17 protein-coding genes and 1 pseudogene are annotated in these 18,379 nt (G+C 69.4%); 12 read left to right on the top strand and 6 right to left on the bottom strand.

The window, feature by feature from the left end; genetic code table 11:
- Positions 1-14: 14 nt before the first annotated feature.
- Positions 15-473: a dUTP diphosphatase gene (gene dut / locus E2F46_RS12360; RefSeq protein WP_133322478.1), complete on the bottom strand. Its 459-nt coding sequence runs from the start codon at positions 471-473 to the stop codon at positions 15-17.
- Positions 470-1,692: pseudogene (gene coaBC / locus E2F46_RS12355) on the bottom strand (bifunctional phosphopantothenoylcysteine decarboxylase/phosphopantothenate--cysteine ligase CoaBC). The gene dut and the pseudogene coaBC overlap by 4 nt, the downstream one beginning before the upstream one ends.
- 176 nt (positions 1,693-1,868) lie before the next feature.
- Between coaBC and radC the strand changes: the two are divergent.
- The 6 genes from radC (at position 1,869) to E2F46_RS12325 (ending at position 7,555) form a co-directional block, all read left to right on the top strand.
- A complete protein-coding gene (gene radC / locus E2F46_RS12350; protein WP_133322476.1) occupies positions 1,869-2,543 on the top strand; it encodes a RadC family protein in 675 nt (224 codons plus the stop codon).
- A 202-nt stretch (positions 2,544-2,745) separates the two neighbouring features.
- The gene (argS, locus tag E2F46_RS12345) at positions 2,746-4,446 is read left to right on the top strand and encodes an arginine--tRNA ligase (RefSeq protein ID WP_243720407.1); all 1,701 of its coding nucleotides are present in this window, start codon (positions 2,746-2,748) and stop codon (positions 4,444-4,446) included.
- Positions 4,446-5,234, top strand: a complete 789-nt coding sequence (locus E2F46_RS12340; protein WP_133322472.1) for an SPOR domain-containing protein — start codon at positions 4,446-4,448, stop codon at positions 5,232-5,234. Before argS ends, E2F46_RS12340 begins: the two co-directional genes overlap by 1 nt.
- Before the next feature lie 41 nt (positions 5,235-5,275).
- Entirely contained in the window at positions 5,276-6,100 is an 825-nt protein-coding gene (locus E2F46_RS12335; RefSeq protein ID WP_133322470.1) for a hypothetical protein, read from the top strand.
- A gap of 68 nt (positions 6,101-6,168) precedes the next feature.
- The gene (locus E2F46_RS17485) at positions 6,169-6,540 is read left to right on the top strand and encodes a hypothetical protein (RefSeq protein WP_165967455.1); all 372 of its coding nucleotides are present in this window, start codon (positions 6,169-6,171) and stop codon (positions 6,538-6,540) included.
- Positions 6,541-6,802: 262 nt separating this feature from the next.
- Entirely contained in the window at positions 6,803-7,555 is a 753-nt protein-coding gene (locus tag E2F46_RS12325) for an SDR family NAD(P)-dependent oxidoreductase (protein WP_133322468.1), read from the top strand.
- 159 nt (positions 7,556-7,714) lie between these two features.
- Here the strand turns inward: E2F46_RS12325 and E2F46_RS12320 are convergent, their stop codons facing one another.
- Positions 7,715-8,656 carry an MBL fold metallo-hydrolase gene (locus E2F46_RS12320; RefSeq protein WP_133322466.1) on the bottom strand — a complete coding sequence of 314 codons (942 nt, stop codon included), beginning with the start codon at positions 8,654-8,656 and terminating at the stop codon, positions 7,715-7,717.
- Positions 8,657-8,792: 136 nt separating this feature from the next.
- Here E2F46_RS12320 and E2F46_RS12315 point away from each other — a divergent pair, with 136 nt between their 5' ends.
- Both E2F46_RS12315 and E2F46_RS12310 read left to right on the top strand, forming a co-directional pair.
- On the top strand, positions 8,793-9,359 hold the full coding sequence (locus tag E2F46_RS12315) for an RNA polymerase sigma factor (RefSeq protein WP_207949576.1): 567 nt from the start codon (positions 8,793-8,795) through the stop codon (positions 9,357-9,359).
- Positions 9,343-9,735 (top strand): DUF6768 family protein, encoded by a 393-nt coding sequence (locus E2F46_RS12310; RefSeq protein ID WP_133322462.1) that lies wholly within the window; start codon positions 9,343-9,345, stop codon positions 9,733-9,735. Before E2F46_RS12315 ends, E2F46_RS12310 begins: the two co-directional genes overlap by 17 nt.
- Positions 9,736-9,956: 221 nt before the next feature.
- On the opposite strand, the gene speA is transcribed toward E2F46_RS12310, so the two are convergent.
- The gene (gene speA, locus E2F46_RS12305) at positions 9,957-11,846 is read right to left on the bottom strand and encodes an arginine decarboxylase (protein ID WP_133322460.1); all 1,890 of its coding nucleotides are present in this window, start codon (positions 11,844-11,846) and stop codon (positions 9,957-9,959) included.
- Between the two features lie 122 nt (positions 11,847-11,968).
- Here speA and speE point away from each other — a divergent pair, with 122 nt between their 5' ends.
- The gene (gene speE / locus E2F46_RS12300; protein ID WP_133322458.1) at positions 11,969-12,817 is read left to right on the top strand and encodes a polyamine aminopropyltransferase; all 849 of its coding nucleotides are present in this window, start codon (positions 11,969-11,971) and stop codon (positions 12,815-12,817) included.
- A gap of 128 nt (positions 12,818-12,945) precedes the next feature.
- Here speE and E2F46_RS12295 read toward each other — a convergent pair whose 3' ends face one another.
- A complete protein-coding gene (locus tag E2F46_RS12295) occupies positions 12,946-13,785 on the bottom strand; it encodes a DUF4019 domain-containing protein (RefSeq protein WP_165967454.1) in 840 nt (279 codons plus the stop codon).
- 4 nt (positions 13,786-13,789) lie between these two features.
- Positions 13,790-14,128: a P-II family nitrogen regulator gene (locus tag E2F46_RS12290; protein WP_133322454.1), complete on the bottom strand. Its 339-nt coding sequence runs from the start codon at positions 14,126-14,128 to the stop codon at positions 13,790-13,792.
- A 205-nt stretch (positions 14,129-14,333) separates the two neighbouring features.
- Here E2F46_RS12290 and ubiK point away from each other — a divergent pair, with 205 nt between their 5' ends.
- From ubiK to E2F46_RS12275, 3 genes are all read left to right on the top strand, one after another.
- Positions 14,334-14,618 carry a ubiquinone biosynthesis accessory factor UbiK gene (ubiK, locus tag E2F46_RS12285; RefSeq protein WP_133322451.1) on the top strand — a complete coding sequence of 95 codons (285 nt, stop codon included), beginning with the start codon at positions 14,334-14,336 and terminating at the stop codon, positions 14,616-14,618.
- A gap of 11 nt (positions 14,619-14,629) precedes the next feature.
- Positions 14,630-16,144: a YifB family Mg chelatase-like AAA ATPase gene (locus E2F46_RS12280; RefSeq protein WP_133322449.1), complete on the top strand. Its 1,515-nt coding sequence runs from the start codon at positions 14,630-14,632 to the stop codon at positions 16,142-16,144.
- An 89-nt stretch (positions 16,145-16,233) separates the two neighbouring features.
- Positions 16,234-18,306 carry a S9 family peptidase gene (locus tag E2F46_RS12275; protein WP_133322447.1) on the top strand — a complete coding sequence of 691 codons (2,073 nt, stop codon included), beginning with the start codon at positions 16,234-16,236 and terminating at the stop codon, positions 18,304-18,306.
- Positions 18,307-18,379: the final 73 nt, after the last annotated feature.

Below are 18,379 nucleotides of genomic sequence, written 5' to 3'. Positions count from 1 at the left end.
GATAGACTCCCCTGTCAGCGCACGCCGGTGTGGCCGAAGCCGCCGGCCCCTCGTGCGCTGTCGGTGAAAGTATCCACGACTTGCAGGGTCGCGCGTACCACCGGAAGGATGACCAGCTGCGCAATCCGGTCACCCGGCTCGATGGAAAACGCCTCCCGGCCGCGATTCCAGACACTGACCAGCAGCGGGCCCTGGTAGTCGGCGTCGATCAGCCCGGTACCGTTGCCCAGCACGATGCCGTGTTTGTGGCCCAGCCCGGAGCGCGGCAGCACCACGGCGCACAGCCCCGGATCGGCGATGTGGATCGCCATGCCGGACGGCACCAGCGCGGCATCGCCCGGCGGCAGCACCAGTGTTTCGTCCAGCGCCGCGCGCAGGTCCATGCCGGCGCTGCCTTCGGTGGCGTGCGCGGGCAGCGGCCAGTCGCTGCCGAGGCGGGGGTCGAGCAGCTTCACCTGCAGGGCGTGGGTCATGCCGGGGTCTTTTCGAGGATGAGTTGGATGAGCTGGCGCGCCAGCTCGGTCTTCGGTGCTGGTCCAAGGCTGCGTTCGCCATCCTGCCAGTACACGGTGAGCGCGTTGTCTTCGCTCTCGAAACCGCTGCCAGCCACGCCGACGCGATTGGCCGCGATCAGGTCCAGCTTCTTGGCGGCCAGCTTGCCGCGCGCGTAGCGCTCGACGTCGTCGGTCTCGGCGGCGAAGCCCACCACCAGCGCGGGGCGCCGCGGATGCGCGGCCACTTCCGCCAGCACGTCGGCGGTGCGCACCAGCTCCAGCACCAGGGTCTCGCCGGTCTTCTTGATCTTGCCCGGCGCCATCTGACGCGGGGTGTAGTCGGCCACCGCGGCAGTGCCGATGTAAACGTCGGCCGGCAATGCGCCCAGCACCGCCTCGCGCAGTTGCGCGGCCGAACGCACGTCGATGCGTCGCACGCCATCGGGCGTGGGCAACTGCACGGGGCCTGCCACCAGCACGACGTCCGCACCTGCCCCGGCAGCGGCGGCAGCCACGGCGAACCCCATCTTCCCGCTGCTGCGGTTGCCGATGAAGCGCACCGGGTCGATGTCTTCGTAGGTCGGGCCGGCGCTGACCAGCACGCGCTTGCCGCCGAGCGAGGCGCTCACGCCGGCAGCGCCGCGACGATGTCGGCCGGCTCGCTGAGGCGTCCGGGGCCGGATTCGCCCTCGGCCAGTGGGCCATCCTCCGGACCGATCACCTGCGCGCCGCGTTCGCGCAACAGGGCCAGGTTGGCCTGCGTGGCCGGATGCAGCCACATGCGCTGGTTCATCGCCGGGCACACGGTGAGTGGCACGGTGGTGGCCAGGCACAGGGTACTGACCAGGTCGTCGGCGAAGCCGTGGGCCAGCTTGGCCAGCGTGTTGGCGGTAGCCGGGGCGACCACGATGCGGTCGGCCCAGCGCGCGAGCTCGATGTGGCCCATTGCGGCTTCCGCCGCCGGATCCCACAGCGAGGTGCGGACCGGCGCGCCGGACAGCGCCTGGAAGGTCTGCGCGCCGACGAAGCGCTGCGCGTTGTCGGTCATCGCCACCTGCACCGCGGCCCCGGCCTCGCGCAAGCGCCGGACCAAGTCGGCCGCCTTGTAGGCGGCGATGCCACCGCAGACGCACAGCAGGATGCGTCGCCCTTGCAGGCGCCCGGATGCCGCGTTTGTCGGGGAAGTCTGACTCGACATGCGGGCGACAGCTTACCCGATGGCGCGCGGTCGCCCGGCGGCGGCGGCACGGCGTACCGGGTGCAATGGCCTTGCGCTGGCGGCCACGGCATCGCGTCCGCACCGCGGCCCTTCCCCTGCCGCCCTCCGGACGTCCGCGGCCGTCAGCGCTCCCTTCCGTCCACGCGGATTCCGCCATGCACATCCGAGACTGGCCCCGCCACGAACGCCCCCGCGAGAAGCTGCTGCAGCGCGGCGCCGGCAGCCTGTCCGATGCCGAACTGCTGGCGATCTTCCTCGGCTCCGGCCTGCCCGGCATGGATGCGGTGGCCACCGCGCGCCAGCTGCTGGCGATGCACGGCCCGCTGCGGCGCCTGCTGGAACTGCCGCCGGCCAGCCTCGCGAAGTTGCCGGGGCTGGGGCCTGCCCGCGCATGCGTGCTGGCTGCGGCGCTGGAACTGGGCCAGCGCCACCTGGCCGCCGCGCTCGAACGCGGCGAGGCGTTGACCGACCCGGCCTCGGCTGGCCGCTATTTCGCGCAGCGCCTGCGCGGCCTGCCGCACGAGGTGTTCGCCGCCCTGTTCCTCGACACCCGCCACCGCGCCATCGCGTTCGAAGAGCTGTTCCGCGGCACCGTCGACGGCGCCGAAGTGCACCCGCGCGAAGTGGTGCGCCGCGCGCTGGCGCACAACGCCGCCGCGGTGATGGTGGGCCACAACCACCCCAGCGGGAATCCCGAGCCCAGCGCCGCCGACCGCGCCGTCACCGCACGCCTGAAGCAGTCGCTGTCGCTGGTGGACGTGCGCCTGCTGGACCACTTCGTGATCGGCGACGGTGCGCCGGTGTCGCTGGCGGCGCGGGGGTGGGTGTAGGGGCCTGCCGACGCGATTGGCGTATACCGCATCGATTGTGCGGGCGCGGGCAGAAGGAAGAGCGACGGCGCGTATGTCGATACGCAACGGCGCGATGACACTGCTGCGCGTGCCCGCACGACCGGCCCTCCGGGTGCGACCGCGTCGGCAGGCCCTGGACCCTCGCGTACACTATGCGGCTGCGAAACGCGACCCGAATCCCGTGAAAACACAGCTCCGCGGCCAGATCCGACAGCACGTCGAACAGGCCATCTCCGCCCTGCGCGAAGCAGGCACCCTGCCCGCCGACCTCGCCACGCCCGACTTCGTCGTCGAACGGCCGAAGGATCGCATGCATGGCGACTTCTCCACCAATGCCGCGATGCTGCTGGCCAGGCCGGCGAAGTCGAACCCGCGCGCGCTGGCGCAGGCGCTGGTCGACGCGCTGCCCGCCAACGACGACATCGCGGGCGTCGAGATCGCAGGCCCCGGCTTCCTCAACTTCCGGCTCACGCCGGCCGCCTGGCAGCGCCAGCTGTCCACGGTATTCGCGCACGGCCATTGCTACGGCAGCAACGACGGCGGCGGCGGCCGCACCGCGGGCGTGGAATACGTGTCGGCCAACCCGACCGGGCCACTGCATGTCGGCCACGGCCGCGCCGGCGTGATCGGCGACTGCATCGCGCGCGTGCTGGCTGCGAACGGCTGGAACGTGAAGCGCGAGTTCTACTACAACGACGCCGGCGTGCAGATCAACAACCTCGCCATCTCCACGCAGGCGCGCGCGAAGGGCCTCAAGCCCGGCGATGCCGACTGGCCGGCCGATGCCTACAACGGCGACTACATCGCCGATGTCGCGCAGGCCTACCTGCGCGGTGAGTCGGTCGAGATCGAAGGCCACGTGGTCGCCGGGAAGGACGATGCCGACGACCTCGACGCGATCCGCCAGTTCGCGGTCGCTTACCTGCGCCGCGAACAGAACGCGGACCTCGCGGCCTTCGGCGTCTCGTTCGATGTCTATTTCCTCGAATCGTCCCTGTACGCCGACGGCAAGGTGGAAGAGACCGTGCGCGAACTGACCGCGCACGGCCACACCTACGAGGAAGGCGGCGCGCTGTGGCTCAGGACCACGGATTTCGGTGACGACAAGGACCGCGTGATGCGCAAGTCCGACGGCACCTACACCTACTTCGTCCCGGACGTGGCCTACCACCTCAGCAAGTGGCAGCGCGGCTACGTGCGCGCGATCACCGAACTGGGCGCCGACCACCACGGCTCGCTGGCCCGCGTGAAGGCGGGCCTGCAGGCGCTGGAAGCCGGCATTCCGCAGGACTACCCCGAATACGTGCTGCACCAGATGGTCACGGTGATGCGCGGCGGCGAGGAAGTGAAGCTGTCCAAGCGCGCCGGCAGCTACCTCACCCTGCGCGACCTGATCGACGAAGCCGGTGCCGACGCCGTGCGCTGGTTCCTGGTGGCGCGCAAGCCCGATTCGCAGCTCACCTTCGACATCGACCTGGCGCGTTCGCAGTCGCTCGACAACCCGGTGTACTACGTGCAGCTCTCGCACGCGCGCATCTGCGGGCTGGAGCGGCAGTTGGTGGAACGCGGCCTGGCCTACGACCGCGCGAACGGCCTGGCGCAGGTGCCCGACCTGTCGGATGCATCGCTGCGCGACCTGCTGATCGACCTGTCGCGGTATCCCGAAGTCGTGGCAATCGCGGGCGTTCAGCTGGAACCCCACATCATCGCGGCCTACCTGCTTGAACTGGCGCAGGCGTTCCAGACGTATTACAACGACCACCAGTTCCTCGTCGACGACGCGGACGAGCGCGATGCGCGGCTTACGCTGGCGCTGGCGGTCAGGCAGGTGTTGGCCAATGGATTGGAATTGTTGGGCGTGAACGCCCCGGAGAAGATGTAATGGCGGCACGACGCGGAAAATCCCAGGCACGGCGCAGCGGTGGCAACAGCGGCGGATTGCCGGGATGGGCATGGCTGGTGATCGGCGTACTGCTGGCGCTGCTGGCGATGCTGGTGCTGCCGCGCTACTTCAAGCCCGCCGGCGAGGACGGCTTCTTCCGCCCGCGACCGAACCCCGACGCACAACCCGCCATCAGCGCCATCGACGAGGACTTGCCGCCGCCGCCCGGTTCGCAGGCGGCCGATCCCGTCGCACCGCCGGCGCCCGCACGCCCCGAGTACGACTTCTATACCGTGTTGCCGGAGCAGGAGGTCGCGATGACCGACGCCCAGCTCGCCGCCACCGCGCGCGAGGAAGCCGAACGGCGGCGGCGCCTGGAGCAGGCCCGGCAGGCGCAAGCGCCAGCGCACCCGGACGCCGCCGAACCCGCGCACCCCGCGCCGATCGCAGAGCAACCCGCTCCGCAGGCGCCTGCAGCGGGCACGGCCACCACGCCGCCCGCGACGACAGCGCCATCACCCGCGACGACCGCCAGTGCGGCGCCCGCCGCCGACGGCACCCGCTACATCCTGCAGGCAGGCGCATTCAGTTCCTCCGGCGACGCCGAGGCGCTCAAGGCGCGCATCGCCCTGCTTGGCCTGACCGCCCGCGTCGAAACCGGTGATGTCGAAGGCCGCACGGTCCATCGCGTGCGCATGGGCCCCTATGCCACGGCCACCGAACTGGCCGAGGCCAAGCAGAAACTTGGCAACGGCGGCCTGCCGGCGCTGGCGATCCGGGCGAACTGAAGGCACGATTCCCCCGGGATGGATCCGATGGGGGGACTCGCATGTTGAACATCCGCCATGCCGCCTGCGCGGCACTCGCGTCCGTGCTTCTGGCGATGCCGGCCGTCCATGCCGGCGACGCAACGCCACCCCCGATTCCCGACGACCTGCAGCCCGCCGTACTGGCCGCGGAGGAAACCGGGCGCCGCCTGCAGCGACTCGACCGCGCCGCCTGGATCGCCACCGACGTGATGCAGGCCGATCGCAGCGCGCGGCGGCTGCGCCGTTCGGTCCGCGGATGGATCACCGAGGCCACCGGCACCGGGACGCGCGTCAGCTTCCACGACGGCTCGCAACCGGCCCGCCCCGTCTACATCGTCGACGTCGACCAGACCGGGCGCAGCAGCGTGGTGGACGTGGCGGAAGGTGCGGCGTTCGATGCCGGTGCGCAGGCGATGATCCGTGCGCGCAACGCGGCACTGTCGCAGGCCTTCCTGCAATGCTCGCGCACCTACAACAGCGTGGTGTTCCCCAAGGACGAGGAAATCCACGTCTACCTGATGCCGGGCACGAAGCAGCACCACGTCTACCCCGCGGGCGGACACCATCTGTTCGTGTTCGATGCCGAGGGAAGCGCATTGCGCTCGAACCGGAAGTTCACCAATGGTTGCATCGACCTGGGCGGTGGTGGCGAGAGGATGGCCGCGCTGATGGTCACCCATTTGCTGGATCCCCAGCCGACGGAGATCCACGTCTTCATCAGCCTCAATGCCCCGATACCCCTGATGGTGGCGACCTCCAGCCCTCGCTCGGCGGACAAGCCCATGGGGTGGGTCGTGGAACAAGGCCGGATCGGGGTGTTGTTCCATCCCGACGATCCGGATTGAGCCGTACCGCCACGTCTCAGTCCTGGCGACGCGGATCCGCCATCCTCTCCGCCTCACGGAGCAAACCCATGGCCATCGAAGCCGCCCTGATCAAACCCGTCGTCGATGCCCTGCTGGCGCTGTTCCGCGAAAGCAACGACATCAAGCTCAAGCGCAACGCCGAAAAGGCGCTGCGCGACGCCATCCGCGAACTGCTGCAGGCCAATCCCGACGAAAACCGCGCCGAGGCGCGGATCGCCATCGCCAAGGCCGCCGGCATCCTCTCGGAAGACATCCTCATGGCCGAGGACATGCTGAAGAAGCATCGCGCCACCAAGGCCAGGACGCGTGGCAAGGCCGCCACCGGGCGCAAGCGCAAACCCGCCGCCGCGACGACCGAAACCGACGCCAGGCCGGTGGCGAAGAAGCCCGCGAAAAAAGCGGCGAAAAAGTCCTCCTGAATCCATTCGGCACTGCACCGACGGTCCCTGTCGATTCGCCCCAGCCCCCCACCCCAGCCCTCCCACGAAAGCGGAAAAGGGTGCAGTACGGGAACCGGGGCAGGCGCCATTTGTCGGTGCGTACGAAGTTCCGTTCGTGCGACGCATCGGTGCGTGGCCCATCCTTCGCCCTCCCCCGCTTGCGGGGGAGGGCTGGGGTGGAGGCCTGCGAAGCGGAAGCGACTGCCCCACGCCATCGGCAACGACCCAATAGAATCCTCCCATGACCAAGACCGTCCTCATCACCGGCGCCACGTCCGGCTTTGGCGCCGCAGCCGTTGAACGCTTCCTTGCCGACGGCTGGCGCGTCGTTGCCACCGGTCGCCGTGCGGAGCGGCTGCAGGCGCTCGTCGACAGGCACGGCAGCGCCCGGCTGCACACGGTGGCGTTCGACCTTCGCGACGCCGACGCGATGCAGGCCGCGCTCGACGCGATGCCTGCCGCATTCCGCGATGTCGACGTACTGGTGAACAACGCCGGCCTGGCGCTCGGCACGGCCGTGGCGCAGCAGGCCAGCCTTGCGCAGTGGCGGCAGATGATCGACACCAACATCACCGCGCTGGTCACGCTGACCCACGCCCTGTTGCCCACGCTGATCGAGCGCCGCGGCGCGATCATCAACATCAGCTCGATCGCCGGCGTGTATCCCTATCCCGGCGGCAACGTCTACGGCGGCACCAAGGCCTTCGTCAGCCAGTTCTCGCTGGGCCTGCGCAGCGACCTGCACGGCACCGGCGTGCGCGTGACCGCGATCGAACCGGGCATGGCCGAAACCGAATTCACCCTGGTACGCACCAGCGGCGACCAGGACGCTTCCGACACGCTGTACGCGGGCGCGAACCCGATGACCGCCGACGACATCGCCGGCGTGATCCACTACGTGGCCACGCTGCCGCCGCACCTCAACATCAACCGATTGGAGATCATGCCGGTGTCGCAATCGGTGGCCGGCTTCCAGGTGCATCGCGGCGGATAGCCTGCCGGCCGCGCCTTCGTCCACGGCACACGGTCATCCACAGGCGTCTCCGCTAACGATCAGGCACGGAGGCGCCGGGTCCCGGCGTCTTCGACGCCGGACGCATCGCCGCCGGTCATGGTGCTGATGGATCCGCATTGCCTGCATCGCAACCCGCGCTCACTCCAGCGGCACGTACACGAAGCCGTCGTCGCGACGCGCGATGCGCCCCAGTCCGGGATACGGGAAATGCGGCGACGATACCATCAGGTTCTCGTCGGCGATGCGGGCCAGCAGTGCCTCGCGGCTGTCCTCGGCCACCGGCGCATCGCCGTCGAACTGGATCGTCCAGCGCGGGCGCTGCACCGAGATCACGTGGTGGTGCGCGGTGTCGCCGATGTAGAGCAGGCGCGCGTCGCCATCGGCGATCATGTAGGCCGTATGGCCCGGGGTATGTCCCGCCACGGGCACGCTGGTCACGCCGGGCAACACCTCGGCACCCGGCGCGAACGCCTCCACGCGCGGCGCAATCGCGGTGGACAAGGCTGCCATGCCGGCGTCGTCCCGGAGCGCCTGCCATTCCGGCGCGGTCATCCGCACAGTCGCGTTCGCGAACGCAGGCTGGCCGTCGCCGTCGAGCAGGCCGCCCACGTGGTCGCCGTGCGCATGGCTGATCAGGATGTCGGTGACCTCCGCGGCCTCCACGCCCGCCACCTGCAGCGACGACTGCAGTCGACCCGCATCGGCGAAGTCCGCGTCGCCCGCGCCGGTATCGAACAGCACCACGCGATCGCCGGCGCGCACCAGCAGCGCCTGCACGTTGAGTTCCAGCGTATCGGTGGGCAGCCCGGCGGCATCGAGCAGCGCATCGGCGTCGGCCTTCGGCACGCCCTGCGCGACGATGCTGCCGTCGTTGGGCAGGCGGATCTCGCCATCGCGCAGCACGACTGCCTCGTATTGGCCGATGTTGAAGCGATGCGCATCGGCGCTGCGTGCCTGGGTTTCGGCGATGTCGGTACTGCCCTGCGGCAACACCGACGCCGCGGGCGGTGGCGCAGGGTCGGCGCAGGCGACGAGCGCGGTGGCCAGCGCGGCGGCAAGCAGGAGTCGGGTCTTGCGCATGGGATCGCTCCACGGGGATGGACGTCCAGCATACGCAACGGCCGTTTGCCGGCCGTGGAGGCCACCTCGCGGATTGAACCGTTCCGCCGCGAGCCGACACCTTTACGATGGAACCACGGCAACCGGAGCCGGCGACGTGCAGCGCGACAGCGGGCGGATCTACGACGAGTACCTGGTCGCTTCGGCGCGTGCGGGCGACCGTGCCGCCTGGGAGCGGCTGGTCGCCCGCTGGCAACCGCGCCTGCTGCGCCACGGCTGGCGCCTGACCGGCCACGTCGAGCCGGCGCGCGATGCGTTACAGGACGCGTGGATCGAGATCTGGCGTGGACTGCACCGACTGGACGATGCCGCGGCGTTCCCGGCCTGGGCATTGCGCATCGTCACCCGCCGCTGCCAGCGGATCGCGCGCCACGCGATGCACGAGCGCGCGGGCATGGCCGCCGCGACTGCCGAACCCGATGAGCGCGTGGCCGACGACACCGCCGCGCGCGACGCCGACGTCGCGCGGGTGCTCGCGGCCATGCGCGACTTGCCGCCGGCGCAGCACGCGGCGCTGGCGCTGTTCCACCTCGAACACATGGGCGTGGCGGAAATCGCCGTCGCGCTCGACATCCCGCCGGGCACCGTCAAGACCCGGCTCATGCATGCGCGGCGCAAGGTCCGCGCACGCCTCGAAGGAGACCACGATGGACAAGACCGATGACCTGATCGAACGCGCCCTGTCGGCGGAGGATCGCGCCCTGCTGGCGCACCACGGCGAGCCCGGCTACATCCCCCAGGCGCTGGGCCTGTTCCGCGGGCCGCAGGGCTGGGTGGGCGTGCTGGCCTACGTCACCGCGCTGGCCGCGTTCGCCGGCTTCGCATTCGCCTTCTGGCAGCTGTGGACGGCGCACGACATGCTGGCAGCCGTGAAGTGGGGCGTGGTGGCGCTGCTGCTGTTCCAGTACTCGGCGATGATGAAGACGTTCATGGGCACCCGGGTCGAAGCCAACCGCATGCTGCGCGAACTCAAGCGGGTGGAGTTGCAGGTGGCGTTGCTGCGCGAGTCGGCGGCCACGGATCGCAACGCCGCGCGTTGAGAATCTCGGATCGTCGATCGCATCGTCGAGAGCGACAACGCCGACGATCGCCCGATGCATCAGACCATGGCGTGCCGATCGAGCGCGTCGACCGCCAGGCCTGCATGGCGCACTGCAGCGTCGGTCAAGCGGCGCCATGGTCCTGGATGCTTCGAAGAGAAAGGCGCTGGGTCCCGGCATGCGCCGGGATGACGGAACCAGCCTCGTGCCATCCCGCGCCGCTACGCCAGCGGCGCGTCGTCCAGGTAGGTGTAGGCCGTCAGGCCCGCTTCCAGTGCTTCGTTGAGCTTGTTGGCTTCGGACTTGGACAGGTCCGCCGCGCCCACCTTGGCCTTGTAGATGCGGCGCAGGTCGTCGAGCTTGTAGCCGACGTAATCGAGCATCACGTCGGTGGTGTCGCCGCGGCGTTGCTGGGTGAGCGCGTAGCCGGTGTCGGTCAGCTTCACTTCCACCGCGTCGGTATCGCCGAACAGGTTGTGGATGTCGCCCAGGATCTCCTGGTAGGCACCGACCAGGAAGAAGCCCAGGCGATAGCTTTCGCCGCGGCGCAGCGGATGCAGCGGCAGCGAGGTATCGAGGCCTTCGTTCTCGACGTAGGTGTCGATCTTGCCGTCCGAATCGCAGGTCATGTCGGCGATCACGCCACGGCGCTCGGGCACTTCGTCCAGCCGCTCGATCGGCGCGATCGGGAACACCTGGTCGATCGCCCACACGTCGGGCATCGATTCGAACACGCTGAAATTGACGAAGTACTTGTCGACCAGCCGCTCGGCCAGTTCGTCCAGCACCGCGCGGTGGTTCTTCTCGTCGTAGCTCAGGCGCGCGCGCACGCCGTGGGCGATGGCGTAGAACAGGTCGTCGATGCGCGCGCGATGGACCAGGTCCAGCTGTCCCAGCGCGTAGGCGCTCAGGCCTTCGGCGTGGAAATGCTGCGCCTCGTGGTAGAGCTCCACCGGCGGGCGCACGTCGAGTTCGCCGTGGATCTCGCGCAGGTGGCGGATCACGCCCGGCTCGTCGTCGTGCGCGTCGGGGACGCGGCCTTCCGGCGCCTGCTCCACCTCCACCACGTTGGCCACCAGCACCGCGTGGTGCGCGGTCATCGCGCGGCCGCATTCGGTGACGATGCGCGGCGGCGTGAGGCCCAGCTGCTCGCAGGCGTCGGCCAACGGCTGCACGATGTTGCCGGCGTAGGCGCCCAGGCCGTAGTTGATCGAACAGAAACTGCGCGAGCGCGTGCCTTCGTAGTCGATGCCCAGGCCGCCACCGACGTCGACGTGGCTGATCTTCGCGCCCAGCTTCGACAGCTCCACGAAGTAGCGCGTCGCCTCGCGCATGCCGTTGGCGATGTCGCGCACGTTGGAAATCTGCGAGCCCATGTGGAAATGCAGCAGGCCCAGCCAGTCGGTCTTGCCGACGTCGCGCAGCGCCTTCCACAGGTCCAGCACCTGGCGCGGCGAGAGGCCGAACTTGGCCTTGTCGCCGCCGCTGTTCTGCCACTTGCCCGCGCCCAGCGATGCCAGTCGCATGCGCACGCCGATGCCCGGCTCCACGCCCAGCGCCTGCGCTTCCTCGAGGATCAGCGGCAGTTCGGACGGCTTCTCGACCACGATGAACACCTGCATGCCCAGCTTGCGGCCGATCAGCGCGAGGCGGATGTACTCGCGGTCCTTGTAACCGTTGCAGACGATCAGCCCGCCCGGGCGCGACAGCGCCAGCACCGCCATCAGTTCCGGCTTGCTGCCCGCTTCCAGCCCGAAACCCTCGCCGTGGTGCGAGGCCAGCGTGCCCGCCACCGCGGCGTGCTGGTTGACCTTGATCGGATACACCGCGGTGTAGCCGCCGCTGTAGTCCCAGTCGGCCTGCGCCTGCGCGAACGCCGCCTGCAGCTTGCCCAGGCGGTCGCCGAGGATGTCCGGGAAGCGCACCAGCAGCGGCAGGTTGGCGCCACGGTCGAGCGCGGCGTCCACCACCTCCGGCAGCGGGATGCTGCCGCCCTGCGCGCCGCGCGGACGCACCACGATGCGGCCGGCGTCGTCGACGTCGAAGTAGCCTTCGGCCCAGTGCGGGATCGAATAGGTCTTGCGGGCGTGGTCGGGCGACCAGGCGGTCATGGCGCTTCCTCGTGTCTGGCCGCGCATTCTACCGCCCGCTGCCGTCGCAGCCTGTCATCGTCCGGACAGGGCGCTTCGCTACAATGCGCGCCCGCGCCGCCCCGCACCAAGGACCCCTGCCCATGACCGCTCCCACCTGGCTGTACGAAAACTTCGACCCCGCCGGATCGGCCATCGGCTTCCGCGTCACCCGCAAGCTGGACGAGGTGCAGTCGCCGTTCCAGAAGATCGAGATCTACGAGAGCACCGACTGGGGCAACGTGATGCTGATCGACGGCGCGATGATGGTCACCACGCGCGACAACTTCCTGTACCACGAGATGGTGGCGCACCCGGCGTTGTTCACCCATGCCGACCCGAAGCAGGTGGTGATCATCGGCGGCGGCGACTGCGGCACCCTGCGCGAAGTGCTCAAGCATGCGGGCGTGCAGAAGGCCGTGCAGTGCGACATCGACGAACAGGTCACGCGCATGGCGGAGAAGTATTTCCCCGAACTGTGCGCGTCCAACGACGACCCGCGCGCCGAACTGCTGTTCGACGACGGCATCGCCTACATGGCGAACTGCGCGCCGGGCAGCCTCGACATCGTGGTCGTGGACTCCACCGACCCGGTGGGCCCGGCCGAAGGCCTGTTCAACAAGGCCTTCTACGAGAGCTGCTTCCGCGCACTGAAGGACGACGGCATCCTGGTGCAGCAGTCCGAGTCGCCTCTAGTGCATCTCGATCTGATCAACGCCATGCGCGCTGAAATGGGCAAGGCCGGTTTCGCCACGTTCCAGACCCTGCCATTCCCGCAGCCGTGCTATCCCACCGGCTGGTGGAGCTGCACGCTGGCGCGCAAGTCCGGCGGCTTCGAGTTCCGCGAAGCCGATGCCCGCGCCAAGGCATTCAAGACGAAGTACTACAGCGCCGACCTGCACAAGGGTGCGCAGCACCTGCCGCCGTTCGTGGCCGAAGCACTGGGCGACTGAAGCGCAAGGCGTGGGGCGGGTCTCGACCCGCCATTGCGCAGCCATAAGCAATCCTTGGCGGGTCGAGACCCGCCCTACGCTAGCCGGATGGGATTCACCGCGTCACACCAGGGTCCGGCGTAGTCGTTTCAATCCCTGCACTGCAGCTGCGCGCGTACCGTCGCACGCATGCCCGCCGGGATACGGCGTGCTTCCTCACCCGACAGCATGCCTTCCTCGGAGCGCACCAGACGATAGCTGCCGTCGGCCTGCAACAGCCACACCAGGTAGCCGCAGTAGAAGGCGCCCCCTGCATGATCGCCCCGATAGTCCGCGGCGACGTAGCGGCCGGGTGTCGGCGCGCCAGCCGGATCGTCGTACCAGGTCAACCTGACGATCTGCCGCACGGCCTGGGATTCGACCTTGGAATTGAATGCCCCGCGCGTCTCGCGCCAATTGCCTTGCGCCATGATCGGCCGAAAGGATGGCGACATCATCGCGAACGCATCAGCGAAACGGTCCTCATCCACCGCGGACAGATAATTGACGCTGAGATCGCGCACAGCGGCCTCGTCCTCCGGCGTGGGTGGCACCAGCGGCGCGGGCACGAATGCAGGCGCTTCCTGCTCATGCAATCCCGCATCGCCAACACACTCCAGCGCCTGCACCAAGGCCATGTGCCCGGCGCGGTCCCCGTCGGTCCCGGTTCCAGCCAAGGGTGCGATTGCATCGTAGCGGTACTGTCCGTACTGCACGGCCCGATCCCCGCACAGTCGCTGGGCATGCGGCCACAGCGCTTCCTGCGCATCTTCCAGACTCGTCACCCCACCCAGTTCGATCCGCAATTCGTAGCCATTCTCTCCGCGAGGAATGGACTGGACATCCTGCGCGAGAGCATGGCTACCGGAAACAACCATCGCCACTCCAACGGCAAGTCGTCCCACGACACGACGCGGCAGACCCATCGCGAAGAGGGCTTGGAGCGACATGGACCTACAGTGCGTCGCCGTCCAGCTCGCCCGTCCTGATCCGCACCACCCGCTCCAGCGCATACACGAACACCTTGCCATCGCCGATCTTGCCGGTGCCGGCCGCCTTGAGGATGGCTTCGCTGACGGCATCGACCTGGTCGTCGGTCACCGCCACTTCCAGCTTGATCTTGGGCAGGAAGTCGACCACGTACTCGGCGCCGCGGTAGAGCTCGGTGTGGCCCTTCTGGCGGCCGAAGCCCTTCACTTCGGTGACGGTGATCCCGGTCACGCCGGCCTCGGCCAGCGCTTCGCGCACGTCGTCGAGCTTGAATGGCTTGATGATCGCCATGACCATTTTCATCGTGTCGCCTCCCGGAACTCCAGCCACAGCATAAGGCAACGCCGATCCAGCCAGCGTGGCGGCGATGGTTGGCCCGGCCAGGCCAGCGTGCTGTAGGCTCGCACCCCCGGTTCGGAGTTTTCCGACACGCGGGCGCGCATCCGCCCGACTGCGCCATCACGCAGCGCGGGGGATGCTGGATGCGGATTCGGCAGGAGCCCCGGACATGATCGACCTCAGCCACATCGACGACCTTGCCCGCCGCCTCAGCGGCCTGGTGCCGCCCGGCCTGCGCGAGAGCCGCGAGGAACTGCAGGAGAACTTCAAGGCCGTGCTGCAATCCGGGCTGGGCAAGCTGGACCTGGTGACGCGCGAGGAGTTCGACGTGCAGCGCGCGGTGCTGCTGCGCACGCGCGAGAAACTGGAGGAGCTGGAGCGCGCGGTCGCGGCGCTGGAAGCACAACTGGCGCAGCCCCCCGGCGCCGACGCACGAACGCCCCAACCGCACTAGGTTTTTCGCCCATGGCCCTCGCACTCGTGCATGGACGCGCGCGTGCCGGCGTGCGCGCGCCGGCGATCCAGGTCGAGGTGTACCTGGCCGGCGGCATCCCGCGGATGAACATCGTCGGCCTGCCCGAAGCGGCGGTGCGCGAAGCCAAGGACCGCGTACGCGCGGCGATCCAGTGCGCGCAGTACGAATTCCCGGCGCGCGTGATCACCGTCAACCTGGCGCCGGCCGACCTGCCCAAGGGTGGCGGCCGCTTCGACCTGCCGATCGCACTCGGCATCCTCGCCGCGAGCGGTCAGATCCCGCTGGAAGCGCTGGCCGGCTGCGAGTTCGTCGGCGAACTGGGCCTGACCGGCGAGCTGCGTCCGGTCGACGGCGTGCTGCCAGCGGCACTGGCCTGCGCCGAAACCGGCCGCACCCTGGTGGTGCCGGCCACGAATGGCGACGAAGCCGCACTGGTGTCCGGGCTGGAGGTCCGCACCGCGCGCACCCTGCTGGAAGTCTGCGCGATGCTCCATGGCAGCAAGACACTGCCGCAGCCCGCGCCTGCCGTCGCACAACGCCTGCCAGGCCCCGACCTGCGCGACGTGCGCGGGCAGGCGCAGGCGCGGCGCGCGCTGGAGATCGCCGCGGCCGGCGGCCACCACCTGCTGCTGGCCGGACCACCCGGCTGCGGCAAGACACTGCTGGCCTCGCGCCTGCCCGGCATCCTGCCCGAGGCCAGCGAGGCCGAAGCGCTGGAAGCGGCGGCCATCGCGTCTGTCAGCGGCCGCGGACTCGACCCGGCGCGCTGGCGCGAGCGCCCGTTCCGTTCTCCGCACCACACCGCCAGCGCGGTGGCGCTGGTCGGCGGTGGCGCCGAGCCGCGCCCGGGGGAGATCTCGCTGGCGCACCACGGCGTGCTGTTCCTGGATGAGTTGCCCGAGTGGGATCGCCGCGCACTGGAGGTGCTGCGCGAACCGCTGGAATCGGGCGTGGTGACGATCTCGCGCGCGGCGAGGCAGTGCGAGTTTCCCGCGCGGTTCCAGCTGGTCGCGGCGATGAATCCCTGCCCCTGCGGCTGGGCCGGCGATCCCTGCGGCCGCTGCCGCTGCGGCATCGAAGCCATACGTCGCTACCGTGCGCGCATCTCCGGCCCGCTGCTCGACCGCATCGACCTGCATATCGACGTGCAGCGGCTGCCACCGTCCGAACTGCGGCCGGATGCGCCCGCCGGCGAATCCAGCGCCGAGGTCCGCGCCCGCGTCGAGGCGGCCCGCGCGGTGCAGGCACAACGGGCCGGCAAGACCAATGCCGCGCTCAGCCAGGCTGAAACCAGCGCCTGGTGCCGGCTGCAGCCGGCCGACCAGGCCCTGCTGGAACGCGCGATCGAATCGCTGCAACTGTCCGCGCGCTCGATGCACCGCATCCTGCGCGTGGCCCGCACCATCGCCGACCTGGCCGGCAGCCCCGGCATCGCCACCGCCCACCTGACCGAAGCCATCGGCTATCGCCGTGCGGATCGAGGCCTCGACCCGCTTGCAGCGTGATCGCGGGCACGGCCCATGACCACCGACAGGCGCAACCCGCGCCGCGGGCACCGTATCCTGAATGGACCTACGGCTCCGGACCCCCGCCCATGCATCGCCTCCTGCTCGCCTCCGCCATCACCTTCGCCCTTGCCGCCTGCAGCGGCGGCAACGATTCCGCCGACACCGCCGCAACCGCACCCGCGATCACCTCGATCGACCAGGTGGAACTGATCCCGCGCGATGCGCTGTTCGGCAACCCCGAGCGCGCCAACGTGCAGCTCAGCCCCGATGGCCGGTACCTCAGCTGGGTCGCTCCGCTCGACGGGACGGTCAATGTGTGGGTCGCGCCCGCCAATGACATTGCCGCCGCGAAGGCCGTCACCAACGACACCGCGCGCGGCATCCGCAGCTATTTCTGGTCTCACCGCGACGGCACCCTGCTGTACTTGCGCGACAACGGCGGCGACGAGAACTTCCACCTGTTCGCGGTGGACGTGGCCAGCGGCGAGAGCCGCGACCTGACGCCCTTCGACAACACCACCGCGCAGGTGGTCGGCATCAGCGAGCGCCATCCCGACCACCTGCTGGTCGGCATGAACGATCGCGACGCGCAGTGGCACGACCTGTATCGCGTGGACCTCGCCACCGGCGAGCGGACCCTGGTCGAGCAGAACACGCAGCAGATCGGCAGCTATCTCACCGACGCCGACTACGGGCTGCGCTACGCCACCCGCTCGCGCCCCGATGGCGGCGTGGACCTGCTGCGCCGTGCCGGCGATGCCTGGGAGAAGTACGACGAGGTTCCGTTCGAGGACGGCATGACCACCGACCTCGCCGGACTGACCAAGGATGGCGCCACGCTGTACATGCAGGATTCGCGCGGACGCAACACCTCGGCGCTGTTCGCCATCGATACCGCGACCGGCGAGAGGACGCTGGTGCACGAGGACGCCCGTGCAGACCTGTCGGGCACGCTGCGCGACCCCGCGACCGGCCGCGTGCAGGCCGTGGGCGTGAACTACCTGCGCAATGAGTGGACGGCACTGGACGACGGCCTCAAGGCCGACCTCGACAAGCTCAAGGCCATCGGCCCGGGCGAAGCCTCGGTCAACACCCGCACGCTCGACGACAAGACCTGGATCGTCGCCTACTCCGCCGCCGAGGCGCCGGTGGAGTACTACCGCTACGACCGCGAAGGCGGCGAACTGACCCGCCTGTTCTCCGGCCGACCCGCACTGGAAGGCAAGCCGCTGGTGCCGCAGTGGCCGCAGGAAATCCAGTCCCGCGATGGCCTGACCCTGGTCAGCTACCTCACCCTGCCGGCGCACGCCGACCACGACAACGACGGCAAGGCCGACACCCCGGTGCCGATGGTGCTGCTGGTGCACGGTGGCCCCTGGGCGCGCGACGCCTACGGCTACAGCGGCTACAACCAGTGGCTGGCCAACCGTGGCTATGCGGTGCTGAGCGTGAACTTCCGCGGCTCCACCGGCTTCGGCAAGGACTTCACCAACGCCGGCGATGGCGAGTGGGCCGGCAAGATGCACGACGACCTGATCGATGCCGTGCAGTGGGCGGTGCGCGAAGGCGTGACCACCGAAGACAAGGTGGCGATCATGGGCGGCAGTTATGGCGGCTACGCCACGCTGGTCGGCCTGACGTTCACCCCGGATACCTTCGCCTGCGGCGTCGACATCGTCGGTCCGGCCAACCTCAACACCCTGCTGTCGACGGTGCCGCCGTATTGGGCCAGCTTCTTCAACCAGCTGGTGCGCCGCATGGGCGACCCGCGCACCGAGGAAGGCCAGGCCTGGTTGACCGAGCGTTCGCCGCTGACCCGCGTCGACCAGATCAAGCGCCCGCTGCTGATCGGCCAGGGCGCCAACGACCAGCGCGTGAAGCAGGACGAGAGCGACCAGATCGTCAATGCGATGGTCGAGCGCAACATTCCCGTGACCTACGCGCTGTTCCCCGACGAGGGCCACGGCTTCCACCGCCCCGAAAACAGCAAGGCCTTCAACGCAGTCGCCGAAGGCTTCCTGTCGCAATGCCTGGGCGGACGCGCGCAGCCGATCGGCGACGATCTCCAGGGTTCGAGCCTGAACGTGCCAAACGGTGCCGACGGCGTGCCCGGCCTGGCCGAAGCCTTGCGGAACCACACGCCTGACGTGCGCAGGTAGCGCTCTACATTTCGCCAGGTGTCCGCCAGGTCGCACTTGTCGACCTGGCGGACAGCATTCAATGAAGTCATTC

Origin of the sequence: Luteimonas aestuarii (genome assembly GCF_004357985.1) — a bacterium.
Taxonomy (GTDB): Bacteria; Pseudomonadota; Gammaproteobacteria; order Xanthomonadales; family Xanthomonadaceae; genus Luteimonas; species Luteimonas aestuarii.
Note: the sequence above shows the minus strand (reverse complement) of the source record. Positions and strands in the feature narration are given on the sequence as shown.